The 24,965-nt window shown below is 54.5% G+C and carries 25 protein-coding genes; 8 read left to right on the top strand and 17 right to left on the bottom strand.

What is annotated here, in order from left to right; all coding sequences use genetic code 11:
* Window positions 1-17 precede the first annotated feature (17 nt).
* Window positions 18-953 (bottom strand): restriction endonuclease, encoded by a 936-nt coding sequence (locus tag BQ7114_RS04450; RefSeq protein WP_072344800.1) that lies wholly within the window; start codon window positions 951-953, stop codon window positions 18-20.
* A gap of 547 nt (window positions 954-1,500) precedes the next feature.
* Between BQ7114_RS04450 and BQ7114_RS04455 the strand changes: the two genes are divergently transcribed.
* Window positions 1,501-2,457 (top strand): DUF418 domain-containing protein, encoded by a 957-nt coding sequence (locus BQ7114_RS04455; RefSeq protein ID WP_072342481.1) that lies wholly within the window; start codon window positions 1,501-1,503, stop codon window positions 2,455-2,457.
* Window positions 2,458-2,459: 2 nt separating this feature from the next.
* On the top strand, window positions 2,460-3,500 hold the full coding sequence (locus tag BQ7114_RS04460) for a trypsin-like serine protease (protein WP_072342485.1): 1,041 nt from the start codon (window positions 2,460-2,462) through the stop codon (window positions 3,498-3,500).
* Window positions 3,501-3,573: 73 nt separating this feature from the next.
* Here the strand turns inward: BQ7114_RS04460 and BQ7114_RS04465 are convergent, their stop codons facing one another.
* A complete protein-coding gene (locus BQ7114_RS04465) occupies window positions 3,574-3,990 on the bottom strand; it encodes a hypothetical protein (RefSeq protein ID WP_230205965.1) in 417 nt (138 codons plus the stop codon).
* Window positions 3,991-4,306: 316 nt separating this feature from the next.
* Here BQ7114_RS04465 and BQ7114_RS04470 point away from each other — a divergent pair, with 316 nt between their 5' ends.
* On the top strand, window positions 4,307-5,650 hold the full coding sequence (locus BQ7114_RS04470) for a glycoside hydrolase family 1 protein (RefSeq protein WP_072342491.1): 1,344 nt from the start codon (window positions 4,307-4,309) through the stop codon (window positions 5,648-5,650).
* On the top strand, window positions 5,647-6,888 hold the full coding sequence (locus BQ7114_RS04475) for an MFS transporter (RefSeq protein ID WP_072342497.1): 1,242 nt from the start codon (window positions 5,647-5,649) through the stop codon (window positions 6,886-6,888). The genes BQ7114_RS04470 and BQ7114_RS04475 overlap by 4 nt, the downstream gene beginning before the upstream one ends.
* Before the next feature lie 63 nt (window positions 6,889-6,951).
* Here BQ7114_RS04475 and BQ7114_RS04480 read toward each other — a convergent pair whose 3' ends face one another.
* Together BQ7114_RS04480 and BQ7114_RS04485 are read right to left on the bottom strand one after the other, a co-directional pair.
* Window positions 6,952-8,193 carry a DUF6688 domain-containing protein gene (locus tag BQ7114_RS04480; RefSeq protein WP_230206026.1) on the bottom strand — a complete coding sequence of 414 codons (1,242 nt, stop codon included), beginning with the start codon at window positions 8,191-8,193 and terminating at the stop codon, window positions 6,952-6,954.
* A gap of 225 nt (window positions 8,194-8,418) precedes the next feature.
* Window positions 8,419-9,108, bottom strand: a complete 690-nt coding sequence (locus BQ7114_RS04485; protein ID WP_072342508.1) for a cyclase family protein — start codon at window positions 9,106-9,108, stop codon at window positions 8,419-8,421.
* Between the two features lie 212 nt (window positions 9,109-9,320).
* Between BQ7114_RS04485 and BQ7114_RS04490 the strand changes: the two genes are divergently transcribed.
* Window positions 9,321-10,220, top strand: a complete 900-nt coding sequence (locus BQ7114_RS04490; RefSeq protein WP_072342511.1) for an oxygenase MpaB family protein — start codon at window positions 9,321-9,323, stop codon at window positions 10,218-10,220.
* An 80-nt stretch (window positions 10,221-10,300) separates the two neighbouring features.
* On the opposite strand, the gene mobA is transcribed toward BQ7114_RS04490, so the two are convergent.
* Window positions 10,301-10,894: a molybdenum cofactor guanylyltransferase gene (gene mobA / locus BQ7114_RS04495; RefSeq protein WP_072342513.1), complete on the bottom strand. Its 594-nt coding sequence runs from the start codon at window positions 10,892-10,894 to the stop codon at window positions 10,301-10,303.
* 3 nt (window positions 10,895-10,897) lie between these two features.
* Window positions 10,898-11,713, bottom strand: coding sequence for a hypothetical protein (locus BQ7114_RS04500; RefSeq protein ID WP_072342516.1), 816 nt, complete (start codon window positions 11,711-11,713; stop codon window positions 10,898-10,900).
* Between the two features lie 517 nt (window positions 11,714-12,230).
* Here BQ7114_RS04500 and BQ7114_RS04505 point away from each other — a divergent pair.
* The 3 genes from BQ7114_RS04505 to BQ7114_RS04515 all read left to right on the top strand — a co-directional run bounded on the left by BQ7114_RS04505 (window position 12,231) and on the right by BQ7114_RS04515 (window position 16,965).
* Window positions 12,231-13,706 carry a hypothetical protein gene (locus BQ7114_RS04505; protein ID WP_072342519.1) on the top strand — a complete coding sequence of 492 codons (1,476 nt, stop codon included), beginning with the start codon at window positions 12,231-12,233 and terminating at the stop codon, window positions 13,704-13,706.
* A gap of 236 nt (window positions 13,707-13,942) precedes the next feature.
* Window positions 13,943-14,971 (top strand): virulence RhuM family protein, encoded by a 1,029-nt coding sequence (locus tag BQ7114_RS04510; RefSeq protein ID WP_072342522.1) that lies wholly within the window; start codon window positions 13,943-13,945, stop codon window positions 14,969-14,971.
* A 188-nt stretch (window positions 14,972-15,159) separates the two neighbouring features.
* On the top strand, window positions 15,160-16,965 hold the full coding sequence (locus BQ7114_RS04515) for a BCCT family transporter (protein WP_072342525.1): 1,806 nt from the start codon (window positions 15,160-15,162) through the stop codon (window positions 16,963-16,965).
* Between the two features lie 66 nt (window positions 16,966-17,031).
* On the opposite strand, the gene smpB is transcribed toward BQ7114_RS04515, so the two are convergent.
* From smpB to BQ7114_RS04570, 11 genes are all read right to left on the bottom strand, one after another.
* A complete protein-coding gene (smpB, locus tag BQ7114_RS04520; RefSeq protein ID WP_072342528.1) occupies window positions 17,032-17,553 on the bottom strand; it encodes an SsrA-binding protein SmpB in 522 nt (173 codons plus the stop codon).
* A gap of 50 nt (window positions 17,554-17,603) precedes the next feature.
* Window positions 17,604-18,893 (bottom strand): peptidoglycan DD-metalloendopeptidase family protein, encoded by a 1,290-nt coding sequence (locus BQ7114_RS09090; protein WP_072342530.1) that lies wholly within the window; start codon window positions 18,891-18,893, stop codon window positions 17,604-17,606.
* A 10-nt stretch (window positions 18,894-18,903) separates the two neighbouring features.
* Entirely contained in the window at window positions 18,904-19,818 is a 915-nt protein-coding gene (ftsX, locus tag BQ7114_RS04530) for a permease-like cell division protein FtsX (protein WP_072342533.1), read from the bottom strand.
* 3 nt (window positions 19,819-19,821) lie between these two features.
* Window positions 19,822-20,511 (bottom strand): cell division ATP-binding protein FtsE, encoded by a 690-nt coding sequence (ftsE, locus tag BQ7114_RS04535; protein WP_072342536.1) that lies wholly within the window; start codon window positions 20,509-20,511, stop codon window positions 19,822-19,824.
* Window positions 20,512-20,519: 8 nt separating this feature from the next.
* On the bottom strand, window positions 20,520-21,644 hold the full coding sequence (prfB, locus tag BQ7114_RS04540; RefSeq protein WP_072342539.1) for a peptide chain release factor 2: 1,125 nt from the start codon (window positions 21,642-21,644) through the stop codon (window positions 20,520-20,522).
* Window positions 21,645-21,661: 17 nt separating this feature from the next.
* Complete coding sequence (locus BQ7114_RS04545; RefSeq protein WP_143236793.1) at window positions 21,662-22,147, bottom strand: hypothetical protein; 486 nt, start codon at window positions 22,145-22,147, stop codon at window positions 21,662-21,664.
* Window positions 22,147-22,587 carry a hypothetical protein gene (locus BQ7114_RS04550; protein ID WP_072342545.1) on the bottom strand — a complete coding sequence of 147 codons (441 nt, stop codon included), beginning with the start codon at window positions 22,585-22,587 and terminating at the stop codon, window positions 22,147-22,149. Before BQ7114_RS04550 ends, BQ7114_RS04545 begins: the two co-directional genes overlap by 1 nt.
* A gap of 70 nt (window positions 22,588-22,657) precedes the next feature.
* A complete protein-coding gene (locus BQ7114_RS04555; protein ID WP_072342548.1) occupies window positions 22,658-23,062 on the bottom strand; it encodes a TadE/TadG family type IV pilus assembly protein in 405 nt (134 codons plus the stop codon).
* A gap of 2 nt (window positions 23,063-23,064) precedes the next feature.
* Complete coding sequence (locus BQ7114_RS04560) at window positions 23,065-23,250, bottom strand: hypothetical protein (protein WP_072342551.1); 186 nt, start codon at window positions 23,248-23,250, stop codon at window positions 23,065-23,067.
* Window positions 23,251-23,271: 21 nt separating this feature from the next.
* Complete coding sequence (locus BQ7114_RS04565; protein ID WP_072342554.1) at window positions 23,272-24,132, bottom strand: type II secretion system F family protein; 861 nt, start codon at window positions 24,130-24,132, stop codon at window positions 23,272-23,274.
* A complete protein-coding gene (locus BQ7114_RS04570; protein WP_072342557.1) occupies window positions 24,133-24,963 on the bottom strand; it encodes a type II secretion system F family protein in 831 nt (276 codons plus the stop codon).
* Between the last annotated feature and the right edge of the window lie 2 nt (window positions 24,964-24,965).

A 24,965-nucleotide genomic window follows, 5' to 3' on the forward strand; every position in this document is an offset into this window, starting at 1 on the left:
ATCACATGAAAGAACCTTTAGGAGAGTTCCTCGTCGAAGAAGTCATCATCAATCTCGTATAAAACGAACTCTTCGCTCCTGTGTACGCCAACTCCGTAAGCAAGCATCAGTGCGGTGAGCTTAATCCCATCAATCAACACGATCTTCCCGTGACGATAATTCGACGCAACAGTCTTGGCTCCGGGCAGGAAGCTTGAAGTCGTAATAAATACACCTCGGTTTGCCGCACGGGAGTCTAAGGACCCGATGAAATTTCGGATCTCCGGTTCACCTACCTTGTTTGTATCCGCATATCGTTTCGCTTGAATGTAAACATTGGTAAGCCCAAGTGCATCCTGACGAATAACACCATCAATACCGCCGTCACCAGAACGCCCCACGTGTTGTTTCTCTCCGTGAGTGCCGCCGTACCCCATGGCCCATAACAGATCTATCACGGCTTTTTCGAAAAACTCAGGAGAAGAACTCTGCAAACGTTGTCGCAACGCGGTTTCGGTTTGTGCATTAAACGTACGCTCACTTGCTTCCATTATTTCGATAGGGTCACTGGCCGTATCTGATGGTCGCGTTATTGCGCTAATAGTGTCTTGTTTTCGCGCAGCAATTTCCTCTTGATAATCGCGCCACTGTTTCCACTCCATCATGTCGTTTTCGGAGTATTTCGTCAGGCCTCGCGCGTTCACGCTCAGCCCATCAGGTGATATCAAGTAATGCCCACGTCTTGGCCGCTTCAGTAACCCCGCTTGTGTTAAACCTGAACATGCCCAGTTAATTCGATTTATGTAACGGGCTTGCCCCGACGCGATTCGCTCACTCCTTACCTGTTCTGAAAGTTGCAACTGATTGGCCACTAATTCGCATAATTTTCGAATATGTCTTTCTTCCCCATCAGCAAGAACCTGCAACACTACAGGGCGGAACTGGTCGATCGTTGGCGTATTATCAGTCATCATCATTACTTCTTTGCACGGAGACTCTCAGAACTCTCACATTAGTGTAACGAAACCTAACACTGCGTATGCTGCTCACGCAGATGAGTTCTCTTCATCCTCAAATGCTACGAGGCCTCGCGCGAAGCAAGTTCTAATATTCTGATTCCCCACCTTTATGGAAACCATTAGGGCCCGTTTACCATCTTAGAGATCGAACACCGGCGGCACACCGCTTCGTCTTGTCTGCTCAGCCCAAGGTCACGTGCACGCTCTTCCACATCATGTTTCTACGTGCCCGAGGAGGCTTCGAACCCATCCTCTAGCCGCACGTATTAATGCGATCAAAACTGGATCACGACTGCTACTTTGCCCTCTATTATGTGGGATCAAACACTCTCAGCCCGTTAGAGCGCCAATTTAGAAACAAATCCAGAAGACGCTCAGAATTTTTATATTTTTTTGCCAGAATCGGCGGCTATTTATAGAAAGTCAATTTTCGACACGTCGGTTTTAGGGAGCATTTTTAACCAAAACGCTTCTCTAAAGTATTAGTAAAGGAGAAAACTGAGTGTCTAAACCTTCACGAATCGTGGGGCTTGATGTAGCGCGCTCACTCGCGATCATCGGAATGATAGTTATCCACATGGCCTCGCTACTTTGGAGTACCAAAGTAATACTCTCTGGCCTACCCGCATCCTTATTTGCCATCATCGCCGGCGCGACGATGATGATCATCGGACGAAACTACACCAGCACCACTTTCTTGCGGCTGATAGCCCGAGGCGCTTTAATCATTCTCATCGGCCTGGCACTACTGCCCGTGGGTGGAGAAATTCAAGTAGTCCTCATCGTAATGGGCCTAGTAATGATCCTGGTTTCGTGGATGCCCGCATTGGGAACATGGTGGAGGCTCGCGCTATTTATTGCTGCCACAATCGCCGCAACAGTCGTTTACGCCCCCGTCGAACTGCCACAGATTTATCCGCTGCTGGCATGGATTGCATACTTTACCGGCGGCATGCTTCTTTTCGACGTGTACCTACGCGGCCGCCTACAGCGTAACCCCGCTGCGAACACCAGCACTAACACTCGCCTGAGCTGGATCGTATCCGCTATCAGCGTTGTCATCGCTGGTATCGGCATCTACTTCCGATTTGACCCAAACATTCCCAGCTGGCTCAGCTTTACCGGTCACACCGGTGTTGCCGGAGAGATTATACTCTCTGTTGCCGTCGCAGCCGTGGTGATTCACCTGTGCCTGATTGTCGGAGACCGCTCTCGGATCGTGGCCTATCCTTTTGCGGCCATGGGAACAATGTCGCTAACCATTTACATTCTGCACATTCTCACAGCTTTCTACTGGCAGCAAAACGTCGCGTTGCATTCCACTTTGTCAGCAATCGGTTTCATCGTATTTTTCCTCGTCGCAGCCAGCTTGTGGAAGAAGTTCGTAGGACAGGGGCCTGCTGAGAAACTCGTTGCCACCACAATCAAGGCCATTGTTCCTTCCAAGAAAGGGAATTAACCGTGAAAAAAACATCTCTTTCGGTCGCTGCCTTTGTCAGCACCACCCTGCTAATGACTGCCACTCCAGCCCTCGCACTCGAATATGGAGATCCGGCGCCAGAAAATGCGGAAAGTAGTTCCGTTGCGGCGCTCAAAATGGGCAAAATCGGCAACTTTGGTGACTGCACCGGCACACTCGTTGCCGACCAGTGGGTACTCACAGCGCGGCACTGCCTAGAGTCAGTCAACAATGAAGGAACCCAAGCACGCATCGCTGGGAAGGTCTACAACGCTGACTCCTGGGCTCTTTCGCCCACATCTGACGCGGGGTTACTTCACCTGACTGAAAAAGTCACTAACGCTACCCCTGCAAAAATCTCTCACGATACTCCAAGCCCAGGGCAGACAGGAACTCTTTACGGTTGGAGTAGCAGCTCATCCATGGCACGATCCGGACAGCTACCAATGGCCAAAATGGTTGTCAAAGAGCTACTAGGTGGCGCGCCTTCCGGTTCTGACACGCCAAGTGCTCCCGAAACTCCTTCCGATTCCGAGGCTCCTACCGGCGCTGACACGTCTACCGAGACTGCCCCGCCACAGGCTTTACAGTCGGCACCTGGAATGTCGCAGTCCGGCCAAACCGAATCTAATCCTGAGGGGATGGAGGAGGTCCCAGCTGACAACTCCATACAGCCTAGGATCGAAACCTCCATCCTGGATGTGGAATCAGTTTCTGGAGCTGGCATGCAGGGCGGTGACTCTGGTGGCCCGTTCTTTGTAGACGGTAAACTTGCCGGACTTGCAACCGCAGGAACTGCTAATGGGGACCCAGACTTACCCTCCCCCAGTGCCGCAATCACCACCATTGCGGGCACCGCTGAATGGATCGACAACATTATCTCTGGCCGCGACACCCAAAGCGTTCTAACCGCAGAAAACACTCCTGCGCCGCCGAAGAACATTCAAACCAGCGGCGATAACATTTGGGGCTACCTAGCGATCGCATTCGTAGGCCTTGCTGTTGCAGCAGCCGGATCACGTATCCGCAATGCGCGCCAGTAACAACACCTACACAGTCGCCTACAAATAGCGAATAATCCTTGAAAGCCGCCTCCCAGAAAATGCTGGGAGGCGGCTAATGGTCTTGCTCCAGCACCTTTGCAAGCCGATCAGGAGGAAGCAGATCCTCAAATTCTTCCACTATGGCCCACAAGCCAAGATGTTCTGGCTTCGACTCGAATGGGTAAACCAAGTCCTCCTCACAAATCCGGTCATCATCCTCCACAGGTAAGCAACTGGGCCACGAGCTGGAATCCCACTGCCCGTTAATCCAGTAGGCAAACCCCAAATGCATCCGTGGCTCCCACACCACGTCTTTATCGACATAGCGAATTTCTGCATCTTCACTTGGATAAAAAGCCTTCACCTCGATAGTTGCCCCAACGCGGTACCTGTCGAGCAGGCTCTGGAACAGTTCTTGTGTGCGAGCGCGCGTTCGTTCAACCAGAGGCATGAAACCATTGGTTGGATAGACTTTGATCGTCGTTGACATGCCACCATTTTACGGATCGCAAGAATGGTTTCGTCACCAAGGAGCAACTAGAGGGCGAATACTCATACGGCTTAGAGATCAGTTCGGAACGCTGAGAGAAAGTTTTATTTCTTACGTTCGTCTTGTTTTCCTACGATCATGAAGCAGACGAGAGCGAGAATCCAGATGGGCAAAGTCAGCAGCATATTTCTCGTGTAGTTCTCTGTAAACAGGATTGCGAAATCTGCAGCGACTGCGGCCACCAGAAGCCAACGCTTTTGTAAGCCTAGCCCCGCAATCGCACCTATTTTCTGCGCATGTCCAAGATAATGGGCACATGAGCTACAAGAGCAGACCACTAAACGGCCTACTAATCGGCACCGCATCCGCAGCCACCCAAATCGAAGGCGGCGACACCAACAACAACTGGTACGAGTGGGCACAAGGCCCCAACATTGCGGACGGCTCAACTCCCTTCCGCGCAAACGATCACTGGAACCGTTGGCGCGGAGACAACGAGCTCATGGGCGAACTCGGGTTCCCAATCGCCCGCATCGGCCTCGAATGGTCGCGTATCGAACCCAAACCAGGCCACTTCGACCATACGGCAATTGACCGCTACCGCGAAGAACTTGCCGACCTCAAAGAACGCGGAATAAAGCCCCTCGTGACGCTCCATCACTTCTCCAACCCGCTCTGGCTAGAACGAAGCGGACAGTGGACAAACCCGCTCAGTATCAAAGCCTTTCTTCGCTATGTCCGCTATGTTGTGCGAGCACTATCCGACCTCGTAGAGGAATGGGTAACAATCAACGAACCTAACGTTTACGCCACACAGGCACACCTATTCCGCGAAGGCCCGCCCGGAAACGTCAGCTTGCGTGACACCCTGAAAGTCATGCGGCACATGGCCATCGCGCACCTATACGCCTACGATCTCATCCACTCCATCACGCCAGACGCGACAGTCACTATTGCTCACCACCTGCGCAGCTTCGCTCCTCTGAACCCAAACAACCCGTGGCACAAATTCCTCACCAGCGCGGACTCCTACCTGTTCCAAGATCAACTAACCGAAGCATTTGGCAAAGGAAAGTTTGGGCCGGTAATGGGACGCTCACCCGTACCCGAGGGACGCTACGTCGACGTCATCGGCCTCAACTACTACTCGCGTACAGCCGTTGACGGGCTCAAAGACGGTACATTCCCCGATGTTCCACTAAACGACCTCGGCTGGGAAATCTACCCGCAAGGCCTCGTTGAATGCTCCAAAAACCTGCATGAAAGGCTCGGCGTTCCCGTCTGGATCACAGAAAACGGATGCGCAGACAACGGCGATGCGAACCACCTCGAAAGCTTCCGACCCAAATTCCTTACCGACCATCTAAGCGCCATCCTTGACTCCTCGGTGCCTATCGAACGCTACTACCACTGGTGTTTTGTTGACAACTGGGAATGGTCCGACGGGGAAATCCCCCGCTTTGGAATTGTCTACAACGATTACGAAACGCAGCGACGCATCGTTAAGCCATCTGGCCGCATGCTCAGCGAAATCGTGAAAAGCGGCGAGCTGAGCAGTGACATCATTGCGCGCTACACCGCGGGACAGACCTACCGCACCCCAAGCAGCGTTAACCGCGCCGGCACCAACCACACGAGCGACCCGCAGGAGAAACCGTGAGTGAGCAGCGCCCGCTGGTAACCCGAGGCTGGATAGCCTCCTTTGGCGTCATGTACCTGGGCATAAACATCGCCTGGGCCGCGCCCTCCCAGCTTCTGATTGCCAACCAAATCCTCGCCTGGCACCCCGCCGACAAAGAGGCGCGCCTGGCATTCATCATGGCGCTCGGAGGCTTCCTCGGCCTCATCGCCGGCCCCCTCGTTGGCATTTTCTCTGACAAAACCCGTAGCCGGCTAGGCAGACGCGCCCCCTGGATCATCATCGGTTCCATCGGCTCGGCAAGTACTCTGCTTGCATTGGCTTTCGCACCCGGATACGTGTGGCTGGTGGTCGGCTGGTGCATATTCCAAATGCTGGTTGCCGCGCCCGTTACCGCCTCACAAGCAATCCCACCAGACCGGGTTAACCACTCCCAATACGGGGTAGTCTCCGGCGTCATGGGAATCAGCTGGACGATGGCTCTAGTTGTGGGCACGCTACTGGGCGAAAGCCTATCGATCAAGGCAGCCTACATCACCAGCGCTACCCTCATGATCCTGCTGTGCCTGCCCTACCTGATAAGACACAACCGGACATCTATAAACACAGAGACAACCGAAGGCGCGTTTGCCGGCGCGATTATGGAAGCCGAGGTTGCCGGCGGACTCACCACCAAAGACGCCACCGGCATAGCGGCCTACCGCGACTTCACATGGGTGTTCATCTCTCGCCTTGCCGCCACTTTGGGTAACACGGTTGCGCTTTTCTACCTGCTTTACTTCCTGCGCGACCAAATCAAACTCGAAGACCCCGACCTAGGTGTACTGCAACTAACCGTCATTTACGCGGTTGTCGTTATTATTGCCTCAATTATCTCGGGTAAAGCATCCGACAAGGTGGGGCGGCGCAAACCGTTTGTACTGTTTAGCTGTCTTGGCATCGCCGTAGCGTGTCTACTCATGGCGTGGGCAACCAACTACACAATCGTGATCATTGCAGCCATCATTTTGGGCGCCAGTTGGGGCATCTTTACGGCAATCGACCAAGCGCTAATCAATCAAGTGCTCCCCTCCGCTTCAAGCCGCGGACGCGACATTGGCATCATGGCCATCGCGGTTGCCACCCCCAACCTGGCATCGCCTATGCTCGCCGCATTCGCCCTGCTAGTACTGGGCGGTTATCCTGGCCTCTACGTAATGTCAGCATCGCTTGCACTAGTCGGTGGAATATCCGTAATGATGGTGCGAGGAAGCCGGTAAGCGAAACGCTAAGCAATCTGGCCTCACGCCCTCCAAACACGGGCGTTGAGCGCTCGGCCTCAGTTAGACCGTGTACTGGAGAGCGATGCGATCTTCCGGATGACGATCATTCAGATAGAGGACGGCCAGGAAGTACCACTCCGCTGGTTTCATCAAAACCCACACCACATCAGCCGCCCACTGTGATCTGATCAGCTTGGCAATCGGGAAACCATACGTGTCATACAAGCGACGAATAACCCGATGAGTTCTGGGCACACGTTCTTCCAACACCTGCTCAAACGCATTTGCCACAAGCAACTGACGATTCACAACTACTGGCCGACCATGACGCAAACCCATGCGAATCGGCTTTACCACCGCTCGATGTCCGCCGGCGGCCACAGTGCAAAGATAGTGCTCGTCAAAAGACACATTCTGGGGAGCAACCTGCTGCGACAGGTTCCAGTCACTGGTCTCTGTAAATGCCCTCACCACCATGCTCGGCGACTGGCCAAATAAAGCTAGAATCCCGACCACCACGGCAAGTAGCGGGAGTGCTACCACGAACCCTAGAAGCGGCCAGCGTTTCGCATCTGCCACCATTGCATCGAGTTTGCTCAATATCGAGGAGCCATCGATGCGGCCTCGTCTATCTTCATCAGCTTCGTAGGCGCGCACTTGGATCGCAACTATTTTCACCACAATTGCAAGGATGGCCAGTAGAGGGAGAATCAGCAACGCATCTAGGGCGGTTTCAAAAGTTGTGATCTGGATAGTCCAGGCCAGGCCGAGCGCAGTGCCCAAGTAGAGCCCCGCAATCGCAATCACAACTACGAGGGGCGGCAACTGCTTGGCTTCGTTAAATCGTAAAAGGAGGAACCCGATCACGAACAGTAGAGAGATGAACAGCACGTGTGGCCATGCCCGCGTGTAAATCGGCGCGTGGGTTTGGGAATTCACCAGCTGAACGTGCCAGTCCGCAGTAGGCACAACCTCTTTGAAACCCTCTAGGTATACAAACTCATAAACCACTATGACGCACAAGGTCCAGACGTCCAGACCAGCATCTAAAACCGACAGGTCCTTACCGCTCGCCGCTTTTGCCGCACGGATTATTTGACTGACAGTCAGCGCTACTGGGTAGCCAGCCGCGAGCGCTATCAGGGCTCCTCCAAGCAGAATCTCAACCAGAGTCTGCCCGAGGGCCTGCCCCGCGCCCGAGGGAGGTTGGGATACGAGGCTGGCAATCGCTCCGGCAATTCCGATCAACAAGGCCAAAACGATTCGCGAAAAAGAGGGGTGCTTACTGGCGTAGCGGTACATCTTCACTTGTCCTCCTCTCCTGCAAAACACGATACACGCGTTTTCTGGAGTCTTGAACCAACGCAGGACGATGCGGCCGCGTATTGATTAGCTTCATTGACACCGAATACGCAACAGAGGCGCGACTCCAGATAGTTTGAAGTCGCGCCCCGCATACGCGCATGGTTAGCGAATCTTGTTGATCACCGCTGTAGTTCGCTCTACAACGAGTTGCACCCTACCGGGTTAGTCCTCCAGCCAGGCGATGATATTGACCTGCGCAGAGTCAACCTTCTCGATACGTAGGGGACCCATCGTGACCAGCTTAAACTTAGGCGAATCACCCAGCGCCACCATGGACATGTCTTCAACAGCAGTGATGAGGTGGTCCGAGTAGTTGCCTAGCAGCCAGTGGTGAGCCTCGGGGCCGTGATCATTAAGCGGCGAGGCTACTGAGAGCCAGTCCATACCCACGCACCGCAAATCCGGGAACTCCTGCGACAACCACTTCGCCAGCTCCGTGTGAATGGCTAGACCTTCACGCTTGTAGATCTCAGGATCCTCGGTACGATACTTCTCGAATCCTGTGCGAAGTAGCAAGAGTCCCTTACCCTTTAGTTCTTCCGCGAAAGGCTCTACATCTTCCTTGGTGATGACCTCGCCAGGCTTGCACTTGTGCGGCAGATCAACAACTAGCACCTCATCACCCATGTAGACGAAATACTCCATGGGAAGATCTTCAAAGTTTGTTCCAGTGGTATTGAAATGATGCGGGCCATCCATGTGCGTGCCGAAGTGGTTTGGCAGCTCCATGATGTAGGCGTTGAAGGGGTAGCCATCAACGCCAGCCTGGCGATCCTGCCTGAGCTTCAGCACCGGCTCTCCAGGGAAAGCAACGTCTTTCTCGCTCATTTTGTGTGACAAGTGTACGAACATCTTTGTTCTCCTTCACTGTTAACTCGTCAAGGTTATTTAAAACGAACATCTCTTGTTCTCAGAGCTCTGACCTCTTGTGTCTAAGCATACGTGACCTACGCGAACATGTAAACGGATTAAATAAAATTGGGACGACCGTTGAAGCGCTACACCTGTGTTGCCATTCGGCATTATAAATCGTGCATCTGGGCGCGTCTTGTAATACTGGCTTCATGTGGATTTCTAACGCGCGCGACCAGTTTGCGGAAAAGATCAAACAAAAGGTGGCGGGGCCGGATAGACAGGCTCGCGCTGATCTGATTTGGCGCACTCCCGGTGAACGCTGGTTCACTAACGATGATCCGATAACCCGCGTGAATGGCGCTCCCACGATGTACATGGCTGGCATCCGCGCCCTCCTGCTGCAAAGCCTGCATCCGCTTGCAATGGCCGGCGTTGCCGGACATTCGGGTTACCAGGATGATCCTTGGGGCCGACTGCAACGGACCGCAGAATACGTTGCTACCACAACGTTTGCGCGAATTGAGGACGCTGAAAAACTGATTGCTCACGTGCGCCGTATCCACACGTTAGTGAAGGGAGAACTACCTGACGGCAGGGCGTATGCGGCATCGGATCCGCACCTACTAGCCTGGGTGCACTGCGCTGAGGTTGAGTCATTCATGATTGCATACCAGCGGTTCAGCCCAACTCCCCTAACACCTGAAGAATGCGACATGTATGCGGCACAGTCAGCGATTTCTGCACAGCTGCTTGGCGTAGTTGATCCGCCTTTGACTGTGGCTCAGCTTTACGAGAGGCTTGCGGCTTACGGCCCGGAGTTGGAGTTCTCGGCCGCTACCGCTGACGTTATTGACCTGCTGATCAATAACCCTCCTTTAGAGCCGCCAATGAGGTGGGGCTACGACATGCTGAAGGTTGGCGCTATTTCGCTACTGCCAGATTCAGCGCGAACACTGCTGGGTCTCGAGGACTCAAACGAGCCTTCGCGAGTTAGCCTGCAAGACTTTTTGTGGAGGCGACCCGTTGCGCGCGTTGCTACTACCGCTTTGCGCTGGACGGTTGGCCAAACGAAACTATCGGCCGAGGTTGAACGAGCGGCAGAACAGTAGCCCACCATCCGTGGGCCGCCTGACTACGACCTGGCGGCACTCATCATCTGTTACCAGTTAGCGGAGGCGCTACGGGTCTGTTAGACCAGCCGGGTGCCTATGCGAACAGCTAGTTCTTTCGCATCCGCTGGCGTGTCCACATCCATGCAATACCAGTTCCTGTCCACAACTTTGACCGGCTCTAGTGCGGCAAAACCGTGGCGAATCGAACCGTTGCGCTCTGCGGGGACCTCGCGCAAAACAGCAAGCCGATAGCAGCCATGCAGAAACTGCGGCCACGCCCTCGCATCCTTCGGAACAGGGACAGAAGCCTGGGCCTCGTCAATCTTGCTACAAAGCTCACCCCAAAGCCTTGGCGTCATAGGGGCATCACACGTCATAAGGGCAACTATCGCGCTACCAGGCAGGTCGTTAAGTGCGGCCACGCCGGCGGCTAGGCCGGCGAGCGGACCCCCGTGGGGAGGATTTTCGAGCGTTAGCTCCACGCCTTCGCGCACCGCCAACTCGCTTGGAGCCACAACAACTATTCGGCCGTCAAACCCGGTGCGCTCAATCTCATCTAGAACAATGTCGATGAGGCGAGCGTTGCCGATCTTGTAGTCAGGCTTAGATACTCCCCCGAGGCGCTTAGCAGTTCCTCCGGCGAGGACGATAACTGCGTCTGGAAGATGCAAACCTTACCCTTGTTGCGTTGGGTCTACCGGAGGTTGCCCCTGCACCGGGCCGGTTGGGTACTGCCCCTGTGCTGGCTCTGCAGGAGGCTGCGCTCCAGAGCCGGCCTGCGGATTACGTAACTGCATAAGTGTGAACACCGCACCCACGATCATCGCGATGCTCGCAAGCGTCAAAAAGATAAGACCGACTCCAATCGAGGCGCCAGTGTCGCTAAGACCGGAAATGCTGCCAATACCATCGATCACGCCAAAGAGGCCGCCAATCAAACCAACCACGCCAGCGGCAATGCGAACTCCGCGGCTTGAAGACATGATCGCGGCGACTCCCAGAGAAATCACCGCGAGCATGAGGATCAGCAAGAATACGCCCTCATTACCCACAAGCTCGCTGAAGTAGTTGATCGAGAAACCAAAAATGTGAGCAATTGGCAGGAACAGCGAGATCAGGCCAAGCACGCCCGCACCCGTCAGGATTATCGGACCGTAAGCGAAAATCTGGCCCTCACTTGATTTGCCCTGCGTTTCGCGCACCGAGTTCTTCGCCACCTCGAACGCTTCGTTGGCCGCGGGGGCCACCTTGTGGTCGTAGAAGCCTTTCATTCCTGAGGCGAACTGCTTGGCACCGTCCTTAATCTGCTGCATGGATGCGTCAGCCTGGTTCGGGGCCGTGTTGGCCGCCTGCGGACCGGATTGCGTGGCCTCAGCCTGAGGGCTACTAGGTGCCGACTCATTTTCTGGCTTCACTTCCGGCGCGGGAACGCTCTCGCGCGGCGTTTGCGATTCTTCAGGCGTAGGTTCGGGCAGATTCTGGTCGGTCATAACTTCCTCCTGGATAGACCTCACACGTGTCGTTCGCAGATTATCACCTTCGCGGTGCGCAAACGACGCCAGCTCGACTTCTAACGGTTGCCACATACTACTTAAACTTATGGAAGCGAGGCTGTGCTCTCACATTTGGTGGAGTGCCATTGACACCCTGGTCTGGTGAGAGTGGGGCAACGCCGTGGAGATGGAACGATCAGTCGCGTTAGCGATCATAGATATTTCTACTATCGGACCACGCACCTATTGGGAATGCTGTGACTGCTAGTGCGGAAGTTCGCTTCAAGGACTCTGGAGTTCACGCACGGATGGAACCTGCAAGTGTTTGTGCACGCCTCAATATTGAACTATTCGCTATCCTCTCGTTCACTCGCACTCACTTGAGGTTCCTCAAGGTATTAGTCACGCAGTCCTCCACAGACGTAATCCCAAGAACAAACACCCTACCTGTGGATCATTTGTCATTTGACAGACTAACTTCAAAGAAACTTAGTCGATTAGAGAGGTTTGACGCATGGATGTTATCTCCACATATGAGGCGCAACTGTATTCGGTCCACGGTGCCGAAGTAATCATTTATTTTTTCATAGGCCTGTTAACGAAATTTATGATCCGAACTGCAGGCCCGTTGGTTCTGCGCGGGAAGTACCTTAAGGAAATCACGAGCTACACACTCAATGAAGAGAGTCAGATTAATATTTTTTACCGGATCCTCTCACCGGTGGTTTACTCGTACTTGATTATCGGCGTTGTATACATTTTATCTTCGCCTTTTAATTTCAAAGGACCTCGGAACCTGATGTGGTTACCAGTCGTCTTCTATTGGTGTATCCAAATTGTCACTGTCTTCCGAGCAAGACATGTCAGATATCCAAAGTGGACCCTGTTCGCTCAAGCTTTCCTCTCGATAGGCGTGGGAATTTACTTTGACTGGGTTGTGGTTCGCGAGATCCCTACAAGAGGGATCGGCTGGTTTGAGCAGACAAATATTGGCTGGCAGTTCATGTTGGTATTCTTCTTCGGCGTCAGCGGCCTAATCTTGTCTGGTTTCGTTAAAGGCAACGGACAACGAGAACACGCTAACGACACTACAAACGACGAGGACGACTCCGACGCTCCACCGAAGTTGTACTTTAGCTCTTCACAGGAAGAAAAATTCTATTCCTACAAACGAAGGTTTCACCACCTTTTACCCGATGTTTTCAACGAGGATCCACTACTCCTAAGCCTGTTCTACTCGATCATGTATATCGAAGACGCAAATCGCCCTGCGTGGCACCGGGCGTTAGAAAGAGCCCTGTTCTTCACAAACAGAGTTCGTTCAACCGGCATAATGCAATTGCGGTCACCCGTTTATTTAACCGATGAAGATAGCGTGATAAAGGCCGCACCTTTTGTGCAATCCATATGGTTTGATTTTCTCGAGGATATTGGCAAGGAACGGCACAGCCCATTGGAGTTGTGCCCGCGTGGATACAGTTACAGATTCCCTGATTTATTAAAGTTTTTCATTGCGCAAAGCAACGTTTTATACGGCCGCTACTGCGGCACCATGACGTATGACGTGTCAGAGACATTTGCTGCGATGTCTGGCTTAGTTATCTATTCCGAGAGCTTCTTCACTCCATCGAGCGTAAGGGTTCGGTCCAAGGCATTCTCAACATATACGGAGTTGTTTTCTAATCACCAACTTGAGTTTATGAATGGAGCGATACGAAATCTGGACAACTATCCCCAAGACCATACGTCAGAAGTCGTTTTACGAACCTACTCCGAACCTCCCATCGAGGAGGTCAAAGAAGTCTTGCGATTTCTCGAGAGAACGGGGTGCGTAATTCATCGAGTTATCCCTGCAAGCCCCTTATATTGGGAGATTTCCGTGCACCCACCCACAATGCCTATTTTTGACGAGCTACGAGGCAAGTTCAAGAACTGGCAAATTGTAGCGACACATTCATACCAGACAGATGAAACAAATCTTTGTCCGTAGAGTTCATTAGAATGATTCAAAAGCCCTTTGCGGCATTTTGGCACGTCGGTGCGCAAGTCAGACTCTACGTAGAGAATCGACTGTGCCAGGTACCCGGGTATGTGTTCGCGTCCGAATAGAAGGAAAGTTTATGGCCGCTAAGAAGAGTAGGAAGAGTCTAGAGCACACCCTCTGGGATGCGGTCGATAAGTCGCGCGGCAATCAGGAGCCATCTGAGTGCATATCTGAGGTGAACCATGGGTGAGCAACTCGTCAAACACTCCACCGGCCAATTCCTCATGTTCACCACCGACGAATCCGCTGGGATTGAAGTGCGCTACGAAGAAGGAACCATCTGGCTCACTCAAAAACTCATGGCGCAACTCTTCGATGTAGACGTCAGAACCGTAAACGAACACCTAAACAACATCTTCGACTCCGAAGAACTAGACGAAACCGCAACTATCCGGAATTTCCGGATAGTTCAAACCGAAGGTACGCGACGAGTGTCCAGACAGGTGCAACACTACAATCTCGATGCCATCATCTCCGTTGGTTACCGCGTGAACTCAATACGAGCAACACAGTTCCGACAATGGGCAACCAACATTCTTAGAGACTTCACACTCCGCGGCTACGTTCTCGACCGCGAACGCATGGAAACCGGCGAAATCCTCGGCCAAGACTACTTCGAACAACTCCTCGAAGAAATCCGCGAAATACGCCTCTCCGAACGACGCTTCTACCAAAAAATCACAGACATCTACTCCACCGCCGTCGACTACACCCCCAATGCGCCCACCACACAACAATTCTTCGCAACCGTCCAAAATAAACTCCACTACGCCATACACCACCACACCGCCGCCGAACTCATCCACGCCCGCGCCAACGCGAACAAACCCCACATGGGGCTGTCCACCTGGAAAAACGCGCCCGACGGGAAAATCCTCAAAAGTGACATCACCATCGGCAAGAACTACCTCACCAAAACCGAAATCCAAGACCTCGGACGCCTCGTTGAAACCTACCTCAACCTCGCAGAATCCCGAGCCAAACGTCGTATTCCCACCACCATGGAAGAATGGGCTCAAATCCTCGACCAAATACTCCAACTAGACAACCGCGAACTACTCGAACACGCCGGCAAAATCACCAAGAAACAAGCGGACAAACACGCCACAATCGAATACAACAAGTTCCGCGTCACGCAAGATGCAAACTACAAGTCCGACTTCGATAAATTTGTTGAAAACGCCAAACAAGTAAGTGACGGGCACGTCTAACGGCAACGAATCCGCTATCGAACAGGCAGAACACCTTGCCGCAGTCGAATAAGACCATGCCTCCACGACAAAACACCAGGTGGAGGAAGCCAAGCTCAATTCTCGCATAATAGTGGCTCAAATGGAGAGATGTCGCATAAAAAGCACTTAAAACTAGACTCTGCCACCATATTTTGAACAATAGAAGTATGGAAAATAGCGAAAATCGAGACACGCAACATACAAAATCAGAAATAACAGATACGCCACCAACAGAAAATACAACCACCGCAACGTCTGAACTTGCGGCGCTACTATCCGAAGAAGAACACATCAACGCGGCAGACCTGCAAGAAAAGCCCGTTGAACTAATTTCTGAAACTGAAGATCAATCCATCAACTGGCCGGTAGTTATCCCCGCCATGCTCCTTGTCCTCGCAATCGTGGTTTGGGGCCTTGGTAAACCAACCAACTTCGAAGCCACCGCAAACAGCATGCTCACCTGGGTACTAACCAACCTTGGCTGGGCATTCGTACTCTTCTCAACCATCTTCGTCATCTTCGTCATCGTCATCGCCGCCTCCAAATTCGGCAAGATCCGCCTCGGAGCCGCAGACGAGCAACCCGAATTCTCTAACGCATCATGGATCGCCATGATGTTCGCAGCCGGCATGGGCATCGGCCTCATGTTCTACGGAGCATCCGAACCCCTCGCCTTCTACCGCGACGGCGTACCAAACCACGCCCCGCATGAGGTAGGTACCGCCATGGCATCGGCCATGTTCCACTGGACCCTCCACCCCTGGGCCATGTACGCCATCGTCGGACTAGCCATTGCCTACTCCACCTACCGGATCGGCAGGCGGCAACTCATCTCATCGGCCTTCATCCCACTCATCGGTGAACGCCACGCCAACGGAGCCATCGGCAAAACCATCGATGCCCTCTCCATCTTCGCAACCGTTTTTGGAACCGCATGTTCACTTGGCCTTGGCGCCCTCCAAATCCGCGCTGGCCTAGAAATTGCTGGCCTCGTAGAAGATCCTGGCACCGGCCTCATCGTCACGATCATCGCGGTGCTAACCCTGGCCTTCCTGCTCTCCGCAATGTCTGGAGTTGGCCGAGGCATCCGTTATCTATCCAACGTAAACATGATTCTCGCATCCCTACTAGCACTGGCAGTGTTCGTATTGGGCCCGACCATTGCGCAGCTAAACCTCCTACCTGGGTCCGTGGGCGCATATCTATCCCAATTCTTCGAAATGGCGGGTCGCACCGCCGTCTCCGCAGACGGCACCGCCGGCCCCTGGCTATCGGGATGGACCATCTTCTACTGGGCCTGGTGGATCTCCTGGTCCCCCTTCGTTGGCATGTTCATCGCCCGTATCTCGCGCGGACGTACTATTCGCGAATTCTGCATGGGCGTAATGCTCGTGCCGGCCGGCCTATCGACGGTCTGGTTCGCAATCTTTGGCGGCAGCGCCATCTTCCTCGAATCCAATGGTCAATCAATCTGGGGTGACGGCAGTGCAGAAAGCCAGCTGTTCAACCTGCTTCACCAGCTACCGGGAGGCTTCTTCTTCGGCATCATCGCCGTCGTCCTCCTAAGCACCTTCTTCATCACCTCAGCCGACTCGGCATCCACCGTCATGGCATCCATTTCACAAGGAGGACGCTCCTCCGCCTCCCCGTGGTTAGCCGGCATCTGGGGCCTACTCACGGCCGCCATTGGCCTGACTTTGCTGGTCTCCGGAGGCGACGGGGCGCTTTCAAACATTCAATCCGTAACCATCGTTGCGGCCACCCCATTCTTGTTCATAGTTGTAGCGCTCATGTTCGCAATCGTTAAAGACCTTCGCAACGACGTGGTCTACCTAGACCAGCGCTCGCAAGAGGCATTCCAACGCCAGCTGGCCATCGAGCGCCGTCACCGCCGCGAACGCGAAGAGATTCGCCGCCGCAACAAGGCCATCCGTCACGCCGTAGGCGCAGACAGGAACCGCAAGAAGAGATAACAAACGCGGCGAAATATAGCGACAAGGGCGCGGGAGGTAACTCCCGCGCCCTTAATCATTCAAGACCTAACGAATGCCCTTAGCAAACCTTTGGATCTCGCGTTGCGCCTCTCGTTTATCCTGCGCTTCACGAAGGGCCTGCCGCTTATCCCACTGCTGCTTACCACGACCAAGCCCGATCAGGAGCTTTGCCCGGCCCTCAATGAAATAAAGCTCCAGCGGCACAATCGTGTACCCCTTGGCCTGAGCCTTCATCCCCCAGCTCAAAATCTCACTGCGATGCATCAACAGTTTGCGCTTACGCGTCGGCGCATGATTATTCCAGGTGCCCTGAAAATACTCTGGAATATTCGCTTGCCTGAGCCAAGCCTCGCCCTCATAAATCTCAACCCAAGCCTCAGTAAGCGAAGCTCTGCCCATACGGAGCGCCTTCACTTCCGTGCCCGTCAGTACAAGGCCAACCTCAAGCCTGTCCTCAATGAAGTAATCATGCGTCGCGCGCTTATTGCGAGCAATTACCTTCTTAGCATCCGCCTGCGCTTTAGCCTTCTGTGCAGGCGACAGCTTCTGCTGCCCAGACTTCGCCATAACAGCCTTCCTCAAAATCAGACCCGCTACTTGCAACGGAATCTGTCATATTACAGGTAATTCGCCGGATCAACATTGGTACCGTTAAGAACCACTTCATAGTGCAAGTGACAACCCGTAGAGGCACCCGTGCTACCCACGTAGCCAACTACCTGACCGCGCGAAACCGTTTGCCCAACCGAAACCGCGGCGCTTTGCAAATGCAGGTAGTACGTCTGATACGAATTCCCGCCAATCAAACCGTAGTTCAGCGACAGATAATTACCGCCAGTAGGCGACCACGTCACCAAACTGACCACGCCGTTCGCAGTTGCCAACGCCGGCGTTCCACAAGGAGCCGCAATATCAGTGCCCTCATGCAAACGCCACGTTTGGTATACCGGATGCCACCTGTAGCCAAACGGCGACGCCAACGGATAACGCTGTCCCAACGGATAACTCAACACACCAGAAGTTTGGACTCCTCCGCCAGTAGCCGGCGGCGGCGTTTGGTTCTGCTGCCACTCCAGCTGCTTGCGACGGTTTTCCTCATCAATGCGCGCAATGTTCTGGCGTGCAACCTCATACTCGCGTTCCGAGGCCGCTAGCTGGCGCTTAGCCTCTTCCCGCACCTTCGAAACATCATCCGCCCGCTTCGCTTCCTTCTGCTCCAGAGACTGCAGTTCACCAAGCTTCGTTTCCGCGAGCGTCTTCGACTCAGACGCAATCCGCTCCGCGTTCTCGGCCTTCGCCTGAAGCTTGCCAATACGATCAGTGAGCGCCTCCTGGCGAGCAGAACGGTTACGCTCCACTGCCAAACTGTCCTGAGCGGCAAGCAACGCACGAGACTGGGCAACAGCCATCGTTTCGGCCCCAGCCGCCCTCCTCGTAATATCCGCCGTAGACTTCGACGTCATCGCAATCATCAACGGTGAAGCCGTGAAATCACCCGAACGATACACCTCGCGAACCATTAGTGAAATACCCTGGCGAGACTGCGTTGACTGCGAACCAGCCTTCGCGATCTCCTCGTCAATACGCGCCTTATCTTCCTTAGCCACGTTGAGACGATCCGTCACCTGCTCCAACTCGCGCTGAGCGCTCGCATACTGGGCCTGAGCCTTATCCAACTCATCCTTAGCTACCGGCAGGTCCTTACGAACATCTTCCAGCTTGCGGTACATCTCCTTCAGGTCATCATCGAGACCCGCAATTTGCTCTTCAAGATCCGAGCTTTCATTCGCAGCCTGGTCGCGCTTATTAACCCAATCATCACGCTCCGCAGCCACAGCGGACACGCCAGAAAGCGCCAACACCGCGCTAGTGAAAGCCGCAATCGCAAATCCAAAACTACGTCGCATGACCTACTCCTTACGCCTTCGTGTACTTTGCCAACGACACTGCCGAAGCAATAACTGCCAGCAAAATAGCCATCACAATCAGGCCGGGAGCCACAATCAAAAGTTCTCTCGTACCCACAAACCTCGTCCATGCGAACGTACTTGCAAGCCACGAATTCACAAACAGATGCAAGCCGCCCCACAGGGCAGCCACCGCACCGATCGCGCCCAGTAGAGCAGCCAACGCGCCCTCAATCATGAACGGCAACTGGATAGTAAGACTCGACGCGCCAACGTAACGCATGATCGTCGTTTCCTTCTCACGCGACATTGCCGAAAGACGAATCGTGGTGGTAATCAGCAAAATTGCCGCGATAGTCATAATTCCAGCCAGACCCAGCGACAAATACTTCGCGTTATCGATTACCGCGAACAGTGGCTCCACAATTTCACGCTGATCCTTTACTTCCGCAACGCCCGGAGCGCCCGAGAACTCCTCCTCAAGCAGGCGATACTGCTGCGGATCCACCAACTTCACGCGGAAAGACACCCACATCATGTCCTCCGTCAACCAATGCGTAAACGGCGTTCCCTCGTAAAGCTCCAAGAAATTCTGGTACGTGTCTTCCTTCGACTCGTAGTAATACTCCGACACGTAACTAGACAGTTCAGCAGACTCTAACTTCGCACGGACAGCATCAACCTCCTGCTCGGTGGCCTCCTGCTGATTACAAGACGCCACTAGGTCATCCTTCGCACACATGTGGATCGACACCTCAATCTTGTCGTACCACTGCGACTTCATCGTGGAAACCTGCATCTGTGCCAGCGCCGCAATACCCACAAACAATAGGGACACGAACGTCACCAGCACAACAGAAATCGCCATCGCCTTATTACGCGACAGGCCCTTACCGACCTCAGAAAAAATATAACGCGCTCTCATTTACTACCCCTGCGTCCCGTATACGCCGCCCTTTTGATCACGAATCACGCGACCATCCGCAAGCTCAATCACGCGCTTACGCATCTGATCCACAATATCGGCGTCGTGCGTTGCCATCACCACGGTTGTTCCCGTCGCATTAATCCGCGTAAGCAAGCGCATAATTCCCAGCGACGTCTCTGGATCCAAGTTACCCGTAGGCTCATCAGCTAGTAGCAACTGCGGGTGGTTCACCATTGCGCGCGCAATCGCAACGCGCTGCTCCTCACCGCCCGAAAGCTCCCAGCGCATGCGGCGCTCCTTGCCATCCAGACCCACAAGCTCCAAAATCTCTGGAACCTGCGTTTCAATCTGGTGACGCGGCTGGCCCAGCACCTGCATAGCAAACGCCACGTTCTCATACACGTTCTTGTTCTCAAGCAACTTGAAGTCTTGGAAGACCATGCCGATCTGGCGACGCAAATGCGGCACCTTCCAACGCGACAACTCGCCCACATTCTGACCGAGCACCCACACATCTCCAGACGTTGGGCGCTCTTCGCGAAGCACCAGCTGCAAAAATGTGGACTTACCCGAACCGGACTTACCTACCAAGAACGCGAACTCTCCGCGCTCGATCTCAAGGCTCACATCATCAATCGCGGGCATAGCGCCGCGCGTATAAACCTTGGTTACCTTGTCAAAACGAATCATTAGTTCACCTACTGCTCCTGGCCGGCCTCAGAATCTTTACGCCACCGAATACCAGCATTAATGAAATCGTCGATCTCGCCGTCGAACACGGCCGCCGTGTTGCCATTTTCATGACCAGTTCGAAGATCCTTCACCATTTGATACGGCTGGAGGACGTAGCTTCGCATCTGATCACCCCACGAGGCCTTCACATCCCCCGCAAGCTCCTTGCGAGCCGCCTGCTCCTGCTCGTGACGTAGCTGCAACAAACGCGACTGCAAAACCCTAAGGGCCGCCGCACGGTTTTGAATCTGCGACTTCTCATTCTGCATCGATACGACAATGCCCGTCGGAATGTGCGTCATCCGCACTGCCGAATCCGTTGTGTTAACCGACTGACCACCCGGGCCCGACGAGCGGAACACATCGACCTTCAAATCCGAATCCGGAATATCAATATGATCCGTCGACTCAATCAGTGGAATAACCTCCACTGCTGCAAACGAAGTCTGGCGCCTGCCCTGATTATCAAACGGGCTGATGCGAACCAGACGGTGCGTGCCCGCCTCCACCGACAACGTGCCATAAGCGTACGGAGCATTCACCTCGAACGTGGCGGACTTAATCCCCGCCTCTTCCGCATATGAAGTGTCCATCACCGTGGTCGGGTACTCGTTGCGTTCCGCCCAACGCAAATACATACGTAGTAGCATCTGCGCGAAATCCGCGGCATCCACACCACCCGCGCCTGAGCGGATAGTGACCACGGCCGCGCGCTCGTCATAATCTCCCGACAGCAGAGTCCTTACCTCAAGGTCCGACAAATCCCGCTGGATCTTCTCTAATGAAGCCGCGGCCTCTTCAAGGAGAAGCTCACGGTCCTCGCCCTCTTCTTCACCCGCAAGCTCCACAATCGCCTCGAGGTCATCGATGCGCTGACCCATTTTCGTCACGCGCGCAAGCTCAGACTGCACGTGCGACAAACTGGACGTCACCTGCTGCGCCGTCTCGGGATCATCCCATAAATCAGGTGCCGCCGCCTGCTTCGACAGGTCCGCGATCCGTTCACGCAACTGATCGGGATGCGTAACCGCCACGATATTCGCGAAAGTTAAGCGCAAACTCTCAATTTCCTCGGGAAACTCAATACTCACGCTTCCAGCTTATGGCATTAATGCAGTTTCGCCGACGCCACCACACGGACAGTCAAAGGTTGATTAATGAAATCCAGCACGCTACCAAACACGGGCATCTCCGGGTTCATCGCTAGCTCCACGCGCACTTCTCCCCCGCTCGCGGTTGCGCTTTCCAACCACGCGACCCTACACACGTCACAAGAAGATGTGCGCAACTGGTTGAACATGTCTGTAGCCCGATCCGACACGCTAGCCTGAGTAACCTCGGCAAAGCCGTCCTCGTAATAACTGGAAGCAGACGCTACCCCCGCTACCGATAGCGCCACCCAATCCGCGCACGAGAGCAACTGCCTGCGCTGCACGTGCACCGTCGTTGCCGCAATCGACGCCAGCACCAGCGCCACCACCAGCAACGACAAGCCCAGCACCAACAACGTGATTCGCCCGTCCTCTCCACCCGCGCCTCTAACTAACCCTGGCGAGAGCTTTCCTAGCCTCGAACGCCCTCGTGTCATCTGCATTACCTCACCAGCTCAATCCGATTCACCGGCACTTGCGCACTTGAAACTATTGGAACAGCTGGATTCAAAACCTTTGCCATGGCGTCCGGAATCAAAGGCAAAGCCACTTGTGCGCGAACCTCAATGTTCACGAACTTAGCCTGACTGCACGGCGTGGGGTCACACACCACCTTCAGACTGTGGCTACCGCTCACGCCATAGTCGGTGAAAATCTGATTCACCTGCCGCTCCACGTGCACATGCGCTGCCGGATCATTCGCCAGTAGGCGGCCACTCTCTCGCGTAGCTGCGTCCGAGGCGAACACCGCCGCCTGTAGCGCCGCAACCGTGAAAATGAAATATGCAACCGGGATCAAGATGATCACCAACATCGCTACAAACTCAACGGTTGCTTCCCCGGATTCATCCCCGCACGGCGGTGTCTTGCGCAATCTTGCCATTACATGATGGGGCGAGGTCGCCCAATACGCCGTTTTGTACCTACCCGCGCCAATATTGCGCCGCCGAATCCTACGGAACACGCTCGCGTTCCTTCCACGAAGACGCCGAGACGTGCAACGTGTTTGCAAAACCAAATGGGCCTAGCAGAGGTAGCGTTGCATCCACCTCGACGCGCACCACAGGCTCGCCATCCACGGCCGTTTCAAACACGCGAACATCGCGCGAAACATCACTACCAAGGGTCGTGTTCATCAGTTGCGAAGTACGATCCGCGCCCTCGGCCAGTGTTGCCCCCAACAGTGACGCTCTCCTCGCCCCCTCCGATGCCGCATCTACCGCAACATTGCGGGTGTGCAGAGCGAATGCCAACTGCAACAAACCGAGAACCACGAACACGACCAGCACCTGAACGAGCACGTGCCCCACAATCTGCGAGCCGTCCTCCCCCTGCGCATTCTCGTGGATTCTTCTCATGGCTACGGGCCGGTAACACCCGCGATCGCGGTTTGGAACAAGTTCGACAACGTGGGCGAAGCAATCGCCCAAATCGCCGTTACCAAACCGGCTGTCATGAGCGTCACGAGTACCCAACCGGGAACGTCGCCGCGCTCTGATTCCTCATCCGCGAGCCACAGGTAAATAAAACTCAGGATTGTATTCATGGGATTTTCCTTTCAAGTTCTCTAGAAGCGGAGTGCAACTAGACCTGGATACAGAGCAAAAACTACTGTCACTGGCAAAATGATGAAAACCACGGGGAAGAGCATTGCCACTTCGCGTTTTCCTCCCGATTCCATCAGGGCTCGGCGGGCCTCATCGCGAAGGTCTCTTGCCTGCTCGCGAAGCGTGGTTGCCAGCGGGGCACCTCGTTCCATGGAAGCGACCAGAGTGTCAAGCAGGCGGCCAAGTTGAGGCGAACGCGTGGTACGGCGCAGCTTTCCAAGCGCCCTAGTCACCGACGCTCCATTATCAATGTCTTCAAGCGTCGCTCCCAGTTGCGCGGCAAGTTCAAGGCCAACGATTTGCTGAACTCTACGCAACGCAGCTGGCACAGACTCGCCGGCTGAGATCGAGAGGGCTAGGAGCTCAGCCGCATCCGCAACCTGGCTGGATACTTTTCGAGAAACCGCGTTCACGCGAACAGTTAAAATACGGTCAAACGCCATGGCGCCGGCAACGAAACCGATCAGCACCATTATGATCCACTGCAGTATCGACACTGGCCTTGCCACTGCTACCCCGAACGTTACTAACGTCATTGCCACAACGCCCGCTATGCCAGCTAAGAACTGTTGCAGACGGAACCGCTCTAGCGTGCTTCTTGACGAGAGGGCATCCAACCGGTCCGTAACCGAAACTGCGGTAGAACCAAGCTTTTCCCACAGAGGCGAAATCCAACCGAGCTTTGAACGCGCCCTACGATCATCACGCCCAAACGCCAGAACTCGAACCACCAGACGTTCCCGCGAAGCAGCCACTGCGCGAGCCATCATCAATACGCCCAAGCTGAACACGCACCCGGTCAAAATCGCCCAAGACAGCATTTACACACCATCCAACCGGCCAATGAGCCTCATCAGACCATACGCGATCAAACATGCGAGGCCCCCACCAAACAGCACCAGAAGCCCCACCGGCTTTGTATATGCCGAAGCTGCATCCAGCCTCGTCGAAATCATCACCAGCACAACCCAAGGGGCAGCCACTGCCAGCCTCGCCGCGTTCACCGTCCAAGACTGGCGCGCAAGCAACTCACCGCGAACCCGCACATCATCGCGCAGCACCGCCGACAAGTCGCGCAACAAATGGCCCAGCTCGGAACCGCCCACCTCGCGCGCCAATTTCAACACCTCGAACAGGCGTGTAGCTCCCGGATCTGACAGGTCCCGCTGTACCCCCTCTAGCGCATCAATGAAGCGGCCACTCGCCCGGTACTCGCGTGCAAACCTTTCAAAATACGGGCGCGTTACCTCCGGACCGTTGTGAGCCAACTGCACCACCGACTCCGGGAGAGTTACACCCGCGCGGATGGACGCCAACACCGAATCCACCACGTCCGGCCACGCCTTACGCACCACGTCCGCGTGCCGCTCGATGCGGGCATACAACCACGCGGGGGCCAGCGAAGAAGCCGCGAGCGCCACCGCTAGAGCCACAGGCCACGCCCTCGTAAGCCCAAGAATCAGCAGGAATACAACTAGTGGAACGGCAACGAGGACGGTGCCAAACACGTTGGTTTCAGATTCGGACAGGCCAGCTCTAGCCCCCAATACGGCAAGCTTGGTACGCGATTTCACTTTGTGTTCTGGCATGGGCGTGCTGACAGACCAATAGATAAGGAGGATGCCTAGGGCAAAAGCGGCTCCAAGAATCATGC

This window comes from Actinomyces urinae (assembly GCF_900119695.1).
GTDB classification, from domain to species: Bacteria; Actinomycetota; Actinomycetes; order Actinomycetales; family Actinomycetaceae; genus Gleimia; species Gleimia urinae.